This window comes from Pseudomonas sp. DR48, from assembly GCF_019823085.1.
GTDB lineage: Bacteria > Pseudomonadota > Gammaproteobacteria > Pseudomonadales > Pseudomonadaceae > Aquipseudomonas.
In genome coordinates, this window is record NZ_CP081946.1 from 4,454,145 (window position 1) to 4,468,683 (window position 14,539).

A 14,539-nucleotide genomic window follows, 5' to 3' on the forward strand; every position below is an offset into this window, starting at 1 on the left:
AATGAGTGAATTGATTCGAGTCCAAGACTTGCGTGTGGTCGCCTGTGGCGAGCGTGGCGAAACGGAAATCGTCAAAGGCGTGAGCTTCGCCCTGGAAAAAGGTGAAGTGCTGGCGTTGATTGGCGAGTCTGGCTCCGGCAAGACCACCATCGCCCTGGCGTTGCTGGGCTATGCAAGACGCGGCTGCAGGTTGTCCGGCGGCGTGGTGCAGGTCGGCGAGCACAACATGCTTGCACTCAGTGAAAAAGAATTGCAGGGACTGCGCGGAAACCGGGTGTCGTACATCGCGCAAAGCGCGGCGGCAGCGTTCAACCCGGCGAAGAAGTTGATCGACCAAGTGGTGGAGGGCGCGCTGATACATGGCCTGGGCACTCGGGCGGAGCTTGAAGCCAAAGCCATCCAATTGTTCCGCGACCTGGCGCTGCCGGCCCCGGACAATATCGGCCAACGCTACCCGCACCAGGTGTCTGGCGGGCAACTGCAAAGGGTGATGGCGGCCATGGCGTTGATCAGCGATCCGTTGCTGGTGGTGCTCGACGAACCGACCACGGCCCTCGATGTCACTACCCAGATCGATGTGCTGCGAGCCTTCAAGCGTGTAGTGCGTGAGCGCGGGGCGACGGCGGTCTATGTTTCCCACGACCTGGCGGTGGTGGCGCAGATGGCTGATCAGATCGTCGTGCTCAACGGCGGCCAGATCTTCGAACAAAGCGCTACCGCGCCGTTGCTCAAAGGCCCTGCCCATGAATACACCCGCAGTCTGCTGGCGGCGGCGCGGCCGGATACGACGATTCGCCCGCCCTGCGATATGGCGCAAGACACGCCATTGCTGACCATCAAGGGCCTGACCGCCGGTTACGGCAACAAGGACATGCACGGCATGCCGGCGATCCGCGTGCTGGAAGACATCGACTTGACTGTGCGCCGGGGCCAGGCCATCGGCGTGATCGGTGAGTCGGGGTCCGGCAAATCGACCCTGGCGCGGGTAGTGGCGGGGTTGCTGACACCGGCCCTCGGTGGGCTGACTTTCGATGGTCAGCCACTGGGCGGCAGCCTGTCCGAGCGCACCGACGAACAGTTCCGCCGCATCCAAATGGTCTTTCAAAACGCCGACACCGCGCTCAACCCGATGCACAGCGTCAGCACCATTCTGAGCCGGCCGCTGAAGATGTATTTCGGCCTTAAGGGCGCGGCGTTGCGTGAGCGTATCGGCGAGTTGCTGGACCTGGTGCGCTTGCCCCGAACCCTGGCCGAACGGCGCCCGAATGAACTGTCTGGCGGTCAAAAGCAACGGGTCAACCTGGCCCGGGCGCTGGCGGCAAAACCTGATCTGATCCTCTGTGACGAGGTGACCTCGGCGCTGGATACCGTGGTCGGAGCAGCCATTCTTGAACTGCTGCGCGACCTGCGTCAGGAGCTGGGGGTTTCCTATCTGTTCATCAGCCACGACATCTCCACGGTGCGGGCGCTATGCGATGACATTGTGGTGATGTACAGCGGCCACAAAGTCCAGGCCGGCACTCGCCAGTCATTTGCCCAGGCACCCTTCCATCCGTACACAGACCTGTTGATCCATTCGGTGCCGGAACTGCGCCAAGGCTGGCTGGAAACCTGCAACACAACCTGCGGCACGCTGCCGCCGATTGGCGCCAAGGCTAATGTGCCGGAGTTGTGCACCTTTCTCAGCCGCTGTCCGGTGCGGGTCGATGGCTTGTGCAATAGCACGGCGCCGAACCGCCGGACCATTGATGGCGGTAGTGAAATCCTTTGCCATCATGACAGCGCCGAGTTGCTGAAAACCCAGCTGGATTTGATCACCATGACTCAGGGAGCCTATGCATGAAGGGGCGTTTTGTGAGGCTGGCCGAGCAGGGCCGGCCAACCATCAGTTTGAAGGTGGACGGTGTACCCATCGAGGCGTTGCAGGGCGACACCCTGATGGTGGCATTGCTGACCCAGGGCAACGCGTTGCGCCAATCGGAGTTCGATTCCGGCCGGCGCGCGGGTTTCTGTTTGATGGGCGCTTGCCAGGATTGCTGGGTCTGGACCCGCAGTGGCGAGCGTCTGCGTGCTTGCTCCAATGAGGTCCGTGAAGGGCTGGACATCGTCACCACACAACCGGAGGCGACATGGCCACTGCACGGATAGTCATCGTTGGTGCCGGGCCGGCGGGTATTCGCTGTGCCGAGACCTTGTTGGCAGCGGGCTTCAAGCCGATCCTGATCGATGAGAATCGCCGCGATGGTGGACAGATCTATCGTCGGCAGCCCGAAGGTTTCACCAGGGATTACGCCACGCTGTACGGCACCGAAGCTGCCAAGGCTCGGGACCTGCACGAAAGTTTTGATCACCTGCGCGAACGGATCGACTACCGCCCGGACACATTGGTGTGGAACCTGACACCGAGGCAGTTGTGCTGCGTCAGCCAGGGCAAACACTCGACGGTGGATTACGATGCGCTGATCCTCTGTACCGGTGCCACCGACCGCCTGATGCCGATTGAAGGGTGGCAATTGGCGGGCACCTACAGCCTCGGCGGGGCGCAGATTGCGCTCAAGTCCCAGGCTGTTTCCATTGGCCGCAGCGTGGTGTTCATGGGCAGCGGACCGTTGCTGTATCTGGTCGCCAGTCAGTACGTCAAGGCGGGTGCGAAGGTGGCGGCGGTGCTCGACACGTCACCTCTGAGCAAACGTATCGGTGCCTTGTCGAAACTGCTGGCGCGTCCAGGATTACTGCTCGCCGGGATGAAACTGTTAGCGCAGCTATATCGGGCGAAGATTCCGGTGCACCTCGGCATCAAGCCGCAACAGGTGCTGGGCGATGCGGCCAGTGGTGTCAGTGGCGTGCGGGTGCAAACGGCTCGCGGCGAGACATTGAATGTCGAATGTGATGCGCTAGCGCTGGGATATCACTTGCGCCCGGAAACCCAGCTGGCGGACTTGGCCGGTTGTCGCATGCGCTTCGACGAGGCGTCAGGCCAATGGTGGCTGGCGGTTGATGAGGAAGGCCGGACGTCGGTCAGCGGTGTGTATGCCGCGGGTGACGGTTCGAAGATTCGAGGTGCGGACGCCGCTGAACACGCCGGACGCCTGGTGGCCATGGCATTGCTGGAAGACCTGCACCAACCGGTGAACGCCGGTTTGCGCGATGAACAACGCCATGCCTTGGCGGTGATGGACCAGTTCCGCCTCGGTTTGGCCCAGGCGTTTCCCTGGCCAGCCGAACATGCCAAAGCCTTGCCGGACACCGCCATCGTTTGCCGTTGCGAGATGATCAGTGTTGGTGAACTGCGCCGCACAGTCAGCGAGAAGGGCGCCTGCGAAGTCAATCGGGCCAAGGCATTCAGTCGGGTCGGCATGGGCCGTTGCCAGGGCCGTTATTGCTCCCAGGCCGGAGCGGAAGTGATCGCTGCAGCGGCGGGTGTCAGCGTGCAACAGGTTGGACGCCAACGCAGCCAGGCGCCGGTCAAACCCCTTTCGATGCTCACCGAGGAGGTGTCGCCATGACCGTACATAAAGCCGATGTCGTTATCGTCGGCGGTGGCCTGATGGGCTCGGCGGCAGCGTTTTTCCTGCGCCGGCGTGGGCAATCGGTCATCCTGCTGGAGCGCGACCAGATTGGTCAGTACGCCAGCGGCGTGAATTTCGGCAATGTCCGGCGTCAGGGACGGTATCTCGGCCAATTGGAATTGGCCAACCGTTCCTGGGCTCTGTGGAAACGACTGCCGGAGCTGATCGACGACGACCTTGAGTTCATCGCCAGCGGCCACATGCGTGTGTGTTATCGCGAAGATGAAATCGCCGAGCTGGAGGCCTATGCCGCAGCGCCTGAGGCGGCGCAACTGGATCTGAGGATTTATCGCGGTGCCGAGTTGCATCGGCGTTTTCCATTCCTCGGGCCGGATGTGAAGGGTGGCTCCTATGCGCCCCACGACGGTCACGCCAATCCACGTCTGGCAGCCCCTGCGTTTGCCCGGGCGGCACGGCGTCTCGGCGCGCAGATCGAGGAGCAGACTGAAGTGGCCGAGGTGCAAAAGGTCGGTGGCGAGTTCAGCGTCACCACCACTGACGGTCGCCAGTTCAGCGCCGCACAACTCTTGATCACCGCCGGGGCCTGGGGGCAGAAGCTGTCACTGCAATTCGGCGAACCGGTGCCGCTGGACACCCACGGCCCCCAAATGGCCGTGACCGAACCGGTGCCTTACGCCTTGCCAACAGTGATCGGCGTGTACACCAAGATTCCCGAGGAAGTGATTTACTTCCGCCAGATCCCTCGCGGCAACATTGTCATCGGTGGCGGATATCGCAGTAAACCGGACATGCTCAATCGCCGGGCCTACGTGGAGCCGCGCAGCATCCTCAACCAGGTCAATCAAATGCGCCGCCTGCTGCCGGGTGTTGGTAACCTGAACATCATCCGGGTCTGGAGTGGCATCGAAGGCTACCTGCCGGATTCCCTGCCGGTGATGGGCCCGAGTGGCACCGTCGACGGCTTGTTCTACGCGTTCGGCTTCTGCGGTCACGGCTTCCAGCTCGGCCCGGGCGTCGGCGATGTGATGGCCGAACTGATCAGCACCGGCAGCACCAGCACTTCGATTGAGCCGTTCTCCATTCGCCGATTCGCCCTTTCAGCCGAGCAACGGAGCATGGCCTCATGAAACCCCGTGTACTGGATATCCTCAAACGCTTGATGGCCTTCGACACCGTGTCGTCGGAGTCGAACATGGCCCTGATCGACTACGTGCGCGACCTGTTGCTGACCAAGGGCATCGAGTCGCTGATCGTCAAGGACGAGACCGGCAGAAAAGCCAATCTGTTCGCCAGCACCGGCCCGCGAGAGTTGCCAGGAATTCTGCTGTCCGGGCATACCGACGTGGTGCCGGCGGCGGGGCAGGCGTGGACCTTTCCGGCGTTTCAGGCGACGGTGCAGGACGGCAAAATTTACGGTCGCGGCAGTTGCGACATGAAAGGCTTCATCGCCTTGGCCATCGACGCGATGCTCGACGCCGCTGACCATTCCCTGAGCCGGCCGCTGCAACTGGCGCTGTCCCATGATGAAGAGATCGGTTGTGTCGGCGTGCGTCGGTTGCTGGACGTGTTGCACCTGGCACCGGTTCGGCCGTTTCTGTGCATGATCGGTGAACCGACCAACATGCAATTCGTGCTCGGGCACAAGGGCAAGGGCTCCTACCGCACCTACTGTCGTGGCCTGGAAGCGCATTCTTCCCTGGCACCGCGCTCGGTCAATGCTATTCACGTGGCGTGCGATTTCATCACGGCACTTCGCCAAAGTCAGCTCCAACTGCAAGAGCAGGGCGCCCAGGATGCGGACTACGACGTACCCTACAGCACCGTGCATGTCGGGCAAATTGTCGGCGGCAAAGCTCTGAACATCGTGCCGAACCTGTGCACCCTGGATTTCGAAGTGCGCAACTTGCCGGCCGACGATCTGGATCAGTTTCTGGAACAGATGCGAGAGCGTGCAGAGGTTATCGTTCGTGAGGCCAAGCGCCTGTCCAGTGTTGCGGACATCGAGATCGAAACCCTGAACGTCTACCCCGGCCTCGACACCCATCCGAGCGTCGAAGCGGTGCGCTTTCTGAAGAGCTTCGCCGCGCCGGATACCGGTACATCCAAGGTTTCGTTTGGTACCGAAGGCGGGTTGTTCAAGCAACGTCTGGATGTGCCAGTGGTGGTTTGCGGGCCGGGGTCGATTGAACAGGCGCACAAGCCGGACGAGTTTATCGAGATCAGCCAGATGGAGGCTGGGGAACGGTTTCTTGAAGGGTTGCTCGGTTCCCTGAAATTGTAGGACGGTGGTGTTGATAGGTTCTAGGGCAAACAGAGGTCAAGTGTGGGAACGAGCTTGCTCGCGATTGCGGACTATCAGTCAACATCAATGTTGAATGTCGGGCCCTTATCGCGAGCAAGCTCGCTCCCACAGGGTTTTGCGTTTGTCTGACAGGCCTTATATCCCCTCGGTAGAGCCTGCCGTCCCACCCCGATTTTCAGCATCCAACACCGCCCAAATGGCGCTTTCAGCATCCTCATCCGAAGCACCACCCTAGACTGGAACGTGTCTCGGATCAGGACTCGACCATGCTCAAGAATCGTTTGAAAGACCCCAGCCTTTTGGCAGAACTCGCGTATGTGGACGGGCAGTGGATCGGCGCCGACAACGACGCGACCCTGGACGTCATCGACCCGGCCAGCGGCCAGTTGCTGGCTCGCGTGCCGGCCATGCAAGGCGCGCAAACCCGTTGTGCCATCGAAGCCGCCGAAAAAGCCTGGCCCGCCTGGCGCGCACGACCGGCAGCAGAACGTGCGGCGCTGTTGGAGCGCTGGTATCAAGCCATGATCGACAACCTCGACGACCTGGCGCTGATCATGACCTGCGAACAGGGTAAACCGCTGAACGAGGCCAAAGGCGAAATCCGCTACGGTGCTGGTTTCGTCAAATGGTTCGCCGAAGAGGCCCGGCGGGTCTACGGCGAAACCATGCCGGCCCCCAGCAGTGACCGCCGACTGCTGACACTTAAGCAACCGGTTGGAGTTTGCGCCGCGATTACCCCGTGGAACTTCCCCAACGCGATGATCACCCGCAAATGCGCACCTGCCTTGGCGGCCGGCTGCCCAATCATCGTCAAACCCTCGGACCTGACGCCGTTATCGGCCCTGGCCCTGGCGGTATTGGCCGAGCGTGTCGGCATTCCGGCCGGGGTGTTCAATGTGTTGACCGGCATGCCCGCCGGGATCGGCGAGGAGCTGACCAGCAACCCGGCGGTACGGAAAATCTCCTTTACTGGCTCGACCGCTGTCGGTCGGCTGCTGATGCGCCAGAGCGCCGAGCACATCAAACGATTGAGCCTGGAACTGGGCGGCAACGCGCCGTTCATTGTGTTCGACGACGCTGACCTTGAGCAGGCTGTGGCCGGGATCATGCTCAGCAAGTTTCGCAACGCAGGCCAGACCTGTGTCTGCGCCAACCGGATTCTGGTGCAGGACGGCATCTACGAGCGCTTCGCTCAACGTCTGGTGGAGGAGGTGGGCAAACTCAAGGTCGGCAATGGTCTGGACGCCGATGTCACCATCGGGCCGCTGATCAACCCGGCTGCCGTGAGCAAGGTCGCGCGACACATCGACGATGCCTTGAGTCAGGGCGCGCGGTTGCTCTGCGGCGGTATTCCTGAAGGCGACAGCCAGTTTGTGCAGCCCACGGTTCTGGGCGATACCCACGCCGGCATGCTGTTGGCCAACGAAGAAACCTTCGGCCCGGTGGCGCCGCTGATGCGCTTTACCGACGAAGCCGAAGCGCTCGCCCTAGCCAATGCAACCCCTTACGGCCTGGGTGCCTACTTCTTCACCCAGGACCTGCGTCGTTCCTGGCGTTTCGGTGAGGCGCTGGAGTTCGGCATGGTCGGGCTCAACACCGGGATCATTTCCATGGAAGTCGCCCCGTTCGGCGGCATCAAGCAGTCAGGCCTGGGACGTGAAGGCAGCAAGTACGGCCTGGACGAATACCTGGAAGTCAAAGCCTTCCACATCGGTGGGCTGTAACCCGACCCACGATGGCACAGACATTTTGCGAGGCATGATCGATGAGCAAGACATTCAAAATCGCCGCGATTGCCGGCGATGGCATTGGCAAGGAAGTGCTGCCGGAAGGGTTGCGAGTTCTGGAGCAGGCCGCGAAGAAATGGCAGCTGGATTTGAGTATCGAAGTGCTCGACTGGGCACACTGCGATTACTACCTGGAGCACGGGCAGATGATGCCCGATGACTGGTTTGAACAGCTCAAGGGTTTCGATGCGATCTACTTCGGTGCCGTGGGTTGGCCGGACAAGGTGCCGGACCACGTTTCGTTGTGGGGTTCGCTGCTGAAGTTTCGCCGCGACTTCGACCAGTACGTGAACATTCGCCCGGTGCGGCTGTTTCCTGGCGTGCCGTGCCCACTGGCCGGACGCAAACCGGGGGACATCGATTTCGTGGTGATCCGCGAGAACACCGAGGGCGAATATTCCTCGGTCGGCGGCAAAATGTTCGAAGGCACCGACCATGAGTTCGTGCTGCAGGAATCGGTGTTCACCCGCCGTGGCGTCGACCGGATTCTCAAATACGCCTTTGACCTGGCACAGACCCGACCCCGCAAGCGGCTGACGGCGGCGACCAAGTCCAACGGGATCTCGATCAGCATGCCGTATTGGGATGAGCGCACCGCATTGATGGCTGAACAATACCCGGACATCACCTGGGACAAACAGCACATCGACATTCTGTGCGCGCGTTTCGTGCTGCAACCGGACCGTTTTGATGTGGTGGTGGCGTCGAATCTGTTCGGCGACATTCTTTCCGATCTCGGGCCGGCCTGCGCCGGGACCATCGGTATCGCGCCGTCGGCCAACCTCGATCCCGAGCGGCGCTTTCCGTCGTTGTTCGAGCCGGTGCATGGCTCGGCGCCGGACATATACGGGCAGAACATCGCCAACCCGATTGCGATGATCTGGTCCGGGGCGTTGATGCTGGATTTCCTGGGCAACGGTGATGAGCGTTATCGCGCGGCGCATGACGGCATTCTCAAGGCCATCGAGCGGGTTATCGCCGAGGGCCCGATTACCCCCGACCTAGGAGGGCAGGGCTCGACCCAGGATGTCGGTATGGCAATCGTTGCAGCGCTTTGAACTGAGGCAACAACAGATCGGCTTGGAAGCCCTCTTCATTTCTGGTGCTTCACCCTTTTAGCCCGCCCACACTGCGGGCTTTTTTATCACGTCCAATATATGAGCCTCGTTTTTCGCTCAAAATACTGAGCCGCAGAGTTTCACGCAGTTCTGTAAGTGAGTGAAATCGGGAGCTGGCGGGAACTACTGAAATGCAGGCTCGTGAGGTAATAACCTCACGGCCTGACACCCGGATTGTTTGTGAGCCGCAATACCGGCAGCGACAAGTGTGTTCTATGCGCGCGAAGGGAGACCTGGCGCTTCGCCAAATCCGATGATTGCTTTGGTTTCCAGGTACTCTTCAAACCCGTAGACACCATACTCACGACCATTACCAGAGCGCTTGTAGCCGCCGAACGGAGCCATTGGATTCCACGCGGGGTAATTCAGATGCACTTGTCCGGCTCGGATACGAGAGGCAACGGTACGTGCAAGATCAAGGTCCTGAGCCTGAACATGGGCACCCAGACCATATACCGTATCGTTTGCGATAGTGACCGCCTCATCGACCGTCTCATAGGGAATGATGCACAGCACTGGACCAAAAATTTCTTCTTGGGCGATCCGCATTCCGGAATCCACCTCGGAAAAAACAGTCGGTCGGGCGTAGAAGCCCTTTTCATGGCCCGGTACACGTCCTGGTCCGCCGCAAACAAGTTTTGCGCCCTCATCAAGGCCAGCCTCGATCATTGCTTGCACGCGATTGAACTGGGCTCGGTTGGCGATAGGACCCAGTACCGTATCTTCCGACTGCGGGTCACCAACGATGATTGCATTGACGGTTGCTGCAGCCAGAGATTCGACCTCGGCCAGCCTGTCCTTTGGGACGATCATTCGTGTCGGGGCGCTGCAGGACTGTCCGACGTTGCGAAACGCAGACATCACTCCCAGCGGGACCGCTTTGGCGAAGTCGGCATCGGGAAGCAGAAGATTCGGCGACTTGCCTCCCAGCTCTTGTGTGACGCGTTTCACCGTATGGGCGGCCGCCTGTGCAACCAGAGCGCCTGCGCGGTTTGAGCCGGTTATGGAAATCATGTCGATATCGGGATGCGCCGCCATGGCTGCGCCGACCTCGGGACCACTTCCGTTCACCAGATTGAAGACGCCGAGCGGTAGGCCTGCGTCATGCACCAATTGTGCAAAAAGAAGGGCGCTCAGAGGCGACAGTTCGCTTGGTTTCAGAACTACTGTGCATCCGGCAGCAATAGCCGGAGCGACTTTCGCGGTGATTTGATAAAGCGGCCAGTTCCATGGGGTGATGAGGCCGCAGACGCCTATTGGTTCGCGTTGGATCGCGGTGCCGTCTTCAACCGTTTGGAAACGATAGGTGGACAGGAGATCACGTGCGACCCGAACGTGTTCGGCCGCCAGTGGCACTTGCATCGCCCGTGCGAATCCGATGGCAGCGCCCATTTCGAGAGAGAGGGCCTGTGCAAGAGCCTCTTTGCGTTCAAGGATAAGTTCGTAGATCTTTCCAAGGATAAGCGCACGCGATTCTGTCGAGGAAGAAGACCAACCAGCAAACGCTGCACGTGCCGCAGCTACTGCCCTATCAACATCTTCGGCAGACCCACGCGCGACCTGCGCAATGACCTCTTCACTTGCCGGATTGACCACCGGCAAACTTGCCGGGATTGCAGGGGAAGACCAACGGCCGTTGATATAAAACTTGTGAGATGTTTCCGGATCAACGCTGTAGCTATTCGAAAATTGTGTTGTCATCCAACTAGCTCCTTGGAGCGGTAATAGGCGCTGCGAACAGCATGGCCGGGAGGTAGAAAGTCACCAGAGCATCGCCATCGCGACCAGTACATCCTTATGCCCCGTTACCTCAATAAGCTAACAAAGCGGGCCAAGCAACATATGCCGTTATTCAAGTCGGCAAGGGATAATCTGCTGTATCTGCCTGGCTAACGTTGCATCAATGCAACTGAGCCGTTCACGTTGGTATTGCGTGCGATAAACCCCTTGCTGGTGGTCGTGATCGCTAGCCGATAGCTTGTGTAACCAGCGCAAACTGCTTGATTCCACCGCTTGATTGCGGGGGGACTCCGAGAACCATTCGCGGTGCTCTGTCGACGCACTGCAACCCCAGGCTCTCCAGCCGGTCGGCCAACCCGCAATCGGCCAGAATGTCGAAGCGAACAAAGGCACCAGGTATCAAACGCAGAAGGTGGGTAATCAAGTGTTGGGCCTGTTCCAGGTTTTGCGCGACAACCGGACCAATGATATGGCCACGACCAAAACGACGGAGCAGGGCAGTACCTTGTAGTTTTCCATCCACCTCAATGCCGACTATGTACTCGGCCATCGGGAGCAAATCGTTAAGTACCGTTGTGCGGTCCAGGCCGCTACCAGCATTGGCCAATTCAATCAGCTTCGGGTAATCGGCCGGGCCTAACGCGCGACAATACGAGCCCTTGATCAAAGGGATCAGCGCAGGTGCCTGCGGCACGCCTTGATGCTGCTGGATTCGCGCGAAGTCGACGAATCCCATGCTTGCATAAAGTGGTGCGCCTGACTCGGTGGCATTGAGAATTGGCGTGCGTGGAGCAGTGGCTTCCAGGCACAGGTTCATCAGTCGACGTCCGATCCCCTTTCCTTGGTGCTCATCACTCACGATCACTAGGCCGATTGAGGAATAAGCGCCTTGATGGCAGGCGAATGCTACGCCGACCAACTGTCCATTATGTTCCGTGACAAAGCCTTCGGACGTGCGCTGTACCATGGCCCAGTCTTCTTCTCGGTGAGGCCATTTCAGGTGCAAGGAGAGGGCGTGTGCCGCGGGCATGTCCGCCGCGGTTACAGTGCGGTACAGATAGGCAGAATCTGACGTTGCAGGCATGGAGCCTCCTTGAAGATGGCGATCTTGAGCGGGGCGATCAGGGAGTTGCGGTGTGCGGCTCATGTAAGTTTGCCTGTGCTGAGGAGGTTCGCAGATAAAGGCATCACAATCGCGGATGGGTTAGTAAACCGACGGATATCGAATGGACTGATCAAGGTGCTGGTACTGCCGGTGCTGATCAGTTCGGCCATCACGTCGCCGACGCCCGGGCCAAGCTGGAAGCCATGGCCGCAGAAGCCGAAGGCGTAGAACAAGCCGTCGACGGTGCCGCTGGGGCCGATGACCGGCAGGGAGTCCGGCGTATAGCTCTCGATGCCGCTCCAGACCCGGATGATGTTCAGCTTTTCGGCCCCTGGCAGAAGGCGGCGCATTTGCCGCATCTGGTTGAGCAGGCTTTCCGGCTGGAAGTAGGCTCGCCGGTTGAGCATGTCCGGTTTGCAGCGGTTGCCGCCGCCGATGATGATGTTGCCGCGGGGGATCTGGCGGAAGTAGATCACCTCTTCCTTGATTTTGGTAAACACGCCAATCACCGTCGGCAAGGCGTAGGGCACCGGCTCGGTCACCGACATTTGCGGACCATTGGGTTCCAGCGGCACCGGTTCGCCGAATTGTTCGGACAGCTTGGCGGCCCAGGCGCCCGCGGTGATCAACAGTTGCTGGGCGACGAACAGCTGACCATCGGTGGTCGTGACATGGAATTCGTCATCGACCTTCTGCACCTCGGCGACCTCGGTGCGCTCTTCGATCCGCGCGCCGAGGCGCCGGGCTGCCCGGGCAAACGCCGGCGCTGCCAGACGCGGGTTGGCGTGACCATCGTGAGGCGCGTAGGAACCGCCCTTGACCTCCGGGCCGAGGAACGGGAAGCGTGCATGCAAAGCCTTGCCCGTGAGCACCTGCAAGTCCAGTTCACGGGCCTCCGGGGCCGCCGCATAGGCCTCCAGTTCTGCAATTTCATCTTCTCGATAACACACACGCATATGGCCGCTGGCGATGAACTCTAGGTCGTCGTCGATCAGCTCCGGCAGTCGTTTCCACAGCGCCCAGGAACGGTTGGCCAGTTCCAGCTGCCCGAGGTACCGCCCTTGGCGTCGCACGTTGCCGAAGTTCACGCCACTGGCGTACTGACCGATCTGGTCACGCTCCAGCAGAGTGACTGAGTGCCCACGCCGGCGCAGGAAAAACGCCGACGTCGAGCCCATGATGCCTCCGCCGATAATCAGAACATCACTTTTTTGCGGTTTCATAATGGCTCCTCGATGATCGTCATCGGTAAGGGTTTGACCGGGGCCTGACCCCGTTGCCGACCGACCTGTTGCACACTGACGCCGGCCGCCGCGGCAATCACTTCGGCCCCGGCCTGAGAGCAATACCGGCCCTGGCAACCGTCATTGGCAGGTTTCCTTTTGTTCACCGCGGGCCAGCGCTTCGATTTCGATCAAGTAACCATGATGCAAGACCGGAACAGGCACCACGGCGCGTGCTGGCCGATGTTCACCCAGGTAACGGGCATAAATTCGATCAAAGGTGGGCCAGTGTTCTATCCCTACGACATAGACCGTGACCTTCAGGAGATCACTCGTGCTCCGGCCCGCTTTGCTGAGGATCGCCACGAGGTTGTCGAGGGCTATTGATGTTTGAACTTCAAACGGTTGGTCGACACTGTGGTCGCCATTCGCGCGTACCGGCAGTTGCCCGGACACATATAAAACACCCTCGTGCGCTACCGCCTGGGAGTAATGTCCACCCGGAGCTGCGGCGTTAGCCGTTTGGATTAAGTCGATCGAACCTGCTTGATTACCAGCCATGTAAGCGACTCCATGTGTGCACGACGCCCTCGGCGTCACAGGCGTGATAGTCCGGGAATTGCGCGCCTGTGGCACATGCATGGTTGGGCAGAATGCGCAGACGGCTGCCGATGGGGAAGCGCGCTACGATGTTGGCGCTCTCGGCCGCTCCTAGAGTGATGATGCCGTGTTCCTGGTTGGCGCCAGTGACCAGCGCGCCCTCGATCCAGTCGCCAGCTTCGGTACACACCTGTCCGTAACCGAAGTCCTGTCGCTGGCGCTGCGTGCCTCGATCACGACTCATGGCCATCCAGCCGGCATCGGTGATGACCCAGCCTTTATTTTGCTGGTGGCCGATGACGGTGGTCAGCACGCTCAGTGCCAACTCGTCTGTCTGGCAGACGCCGATGTTGTGCATCACCAGGTCGAAGAACACATAAACGCCTGCGCGTACTTCGGTGACGTCTTTCAGGCTCAGTGCCGATAGTGCCGTGGGAGTGGAGCCGATGCTGACCTCCGGGCATACCAGCCCGGCTTCGCGGATTCTTTCGGCGGCACTGACGCAGAGGAAGCGTTCTTGTTCGGCCAAAATCTGCAGCGCTTCAAGATTGTCGAGTTCGTAGCTGGATCCGGCGTGGGTCATCACGCCTCGCAATTGCATGCCCCCTTCGGAAAGGACCCGTGCGACGTCTATGAGTGCGCTGTCTTCAACGGTCAGGCCTGATCGATGGCCGTCGCAATCTATTTCGATCCAGACCTCGAATCGTTCGTCGTTCTGCTGTCCGAAGGAGACGATGGCTTGAGCCCCGATGACGCTGTCGGTGAGCACGCTCAGCCTGCAGCCTTTGCGCCTGAGTGTCAGTGCCTGGGCCAATTTGCCAGGCGCTATTGCAACGGCATAAAAAACGTCGCTGATGCCTTCAGCGAAACAATGCTCAGCTTCTTTCAGGGTGGAAACTGTGACACCGCTTGCGCCAGCGGCTATCTGTGCCTTGATCACGGGGAGGCATTTGCTGGTTTTGATGTGCGGGCGCAAACGCACACCCAGGGCGTCCATGCGTTGCTGCATGCGTTGGATATTGCGCTGCATTCGCGAGACATCGACTATCGCGACTGGGGTATCGAGGGAGGCAATAGAGGCTGACATGACAGAACTCGGGTGGCTGGGTACAGGGGCCACTCTACTCAGCTGTC

12 protein-coding genes are annotated in these 14,539 nt (G+C 60.2%); 7 read left to right on the top strand and 5 right to left on the bottom strand.

Annotated features, from left to right (window positions below):
• Nucleotide 1: 1 nt before the first annotated feature.
• The 7 genes from K5K95_RS20220 to K5K95_RS20250 all read left to right on the top strand — a co-directional run bounded on the left by K5K95_RS20220 (nucleotide 2) and on the right by K5K95_RS20250 (nucleotide 8,677).
• Entirely contained in the window at nucleotides 2-1,843 is a 1,842-nt protein-coding gene (locus K5K95_RS20220) for an ABC transporter ATP-binding protein (protein WP_222585762.1), read from the top strand.
• Nucleotides 1,840-2,148 (top strand): (2Fe-2S)-binding protein, encoded by a 309-nt coding sequence (locus tag K5K95_RS20225; protein ID WP_222585763.1) that lies wholly within the window; start codon nucleotides 1,840-1,842, stop codon nucleotides 2,146-2,148. The genes K5K95_RS20220 and K5K95_RS20225 overlap by 4 nt, the downstream gene beginning before the upstream one ends.
• A complete protein-coding gene (locus tag K5K95_RS20230; protein ID WP_222585764.1) occupies nucleotides 2,130-3,506 on the top strand; it encodes an NAD(P)/FAD-dependent oxidoreductase in 1,377 nt (458 codons plus the stop codon). Before K5K95_RS20225 ends, K5K95_RS20230 begins: the two co-directional genes overlap by 19 nt.
• Nucleotides 3,503-4,657: an NAD(P)/FAD-dependent oxidoreductase gene (locus K5K95_RS20235; protein WP_222585765.1), complete on the top strand. Its 1,155-nt coding sequence runs from the start codon at nucleotides 3,503-3,505 to the stop codon at nucleotides 4,655-4,657. Before K5K95_RS20230 ends, K5K95_RS20235 begins: the two co-directional genes overlap by 4 nt.
• On the top strand, nucleotides 4,654-5,811 hold the full coding sequence (argE, locus tag K5K95_RS20240; RefSeq protein WP_222585766.1) for an acetylornithine deacetylase: 1,158 nt from the start codon (nucleotides 4,654-4,656) through the stop codon (nucleotides 5,809-5,811). The genes K5K95_RS20235 and argE overlap by 4 nt, the downstream gene beginning before the upstream one ends.
• Nucleotides 5,812-6,098: 287 nt before the next feature.
• Nucleotides 6,099-7,556: an NAD-dependent succinate-semialdehyde dehydrogenase gene (locus K5K95_RS20245; RefSeq protein WP_222585767.1), complete on the top strand. Its 1,458-nt coding sequence runs from the start codon at nucleotides 6,099-6,101 to the stop codon at nucleotides 7,554-7,556.
• Nucleotides 7,557-7,597: 41 nt separating this feature from the next.
• The gene (locus tag K5K95_RS20250) at nucleotides 7,598-8,677 is read left to right on the top strand and encodes a tartrate dehydrogenase (protein ID WP_222585768.1); all 1,080 of its coding nucleotides are present in this window, start codon (nucleotides 7,598-7,600) and stop codon (nucleotides 8,675-8,677) included.
• Between the two features lie 273 nt (nucleotides 8,678-8,950).
• On the opposite strand, the gene K5K95_RS20255 is transcribed toward K5K95_RS20250, so the two are convergent.
• The 5 genes from K5K95_RS20255 to K5K95_RS20275 form a co-directional block, all read right to left on the bottom strand.
• Nucleotides 8,951-10,438, bottom strand: coding sequence for an aldehyde dehydrogenase family protein (locus K5K95_RS20255; protein ID WP_222585769.1), 1,488 nt, complete (start codon nucleotides 10,436-10,438; stop codon nucleotides 8,951-8,953).
• 265 nt (nucleotides 10,439-10,703) lie between these two features.
• Nucleotides 10,704-11,561 (bottom strand): GNAT family N-acetyltransferase, encoded by an 858-nt coding sequence (locus K5K95_RS20260; RefSeq protein ID WP_222585770.1) that lies wholly within the window; start codon nucleotides 11,559-11,561, stop codon nucleotides 10,704-10,706.
• Between the two features lie 59 nt (nucleotides 11,562-11,620).
• Nucleotides 11,621-12,805 carry an NAD(P)/FAD-dependent oxidoreductase gene (locus K5K95_RS20265; protein WP_222585771.1) on the bottom strand — a complete coding sequence of 395 codons (1,185 nt, stop codon included), beginning with the start codon at nucleotides 12,803-12,805 and terminating at the stop codon, nucleotides 11,621-11,623.
• Between the two features lie 141 nt (nucleotides 12,806-12,946).
• A complete protein-coding gene (locus K5K95_RS20270) occupies nucleotides 12,947-13,366 on the bottom strand; it encodes a RidA family protein (RefSeq protein WP_222585772.1) in 420 nt (139 codons plus the stop codon).
• Nucleotides 13,356-14,492 (bottom strand): DSD1 family PLP-dependent enzyme, encoded by a 1,137-nt coding sequence (locus tag K5K95_RS20275; RefSeq protein ID WP_222585773.1) that lies wholly within the window; start codon nucleotides 14,490-14,492, stop codon nucleotides 13,356-13,358. The genes K5K95_RS20270 and K5K95_RS20275 overlap by 11 nt, the downstream gene beginning before the upstream one ends.
• Nucleotides 14,493-14,539: the final 47 nt, after the last annotated feature.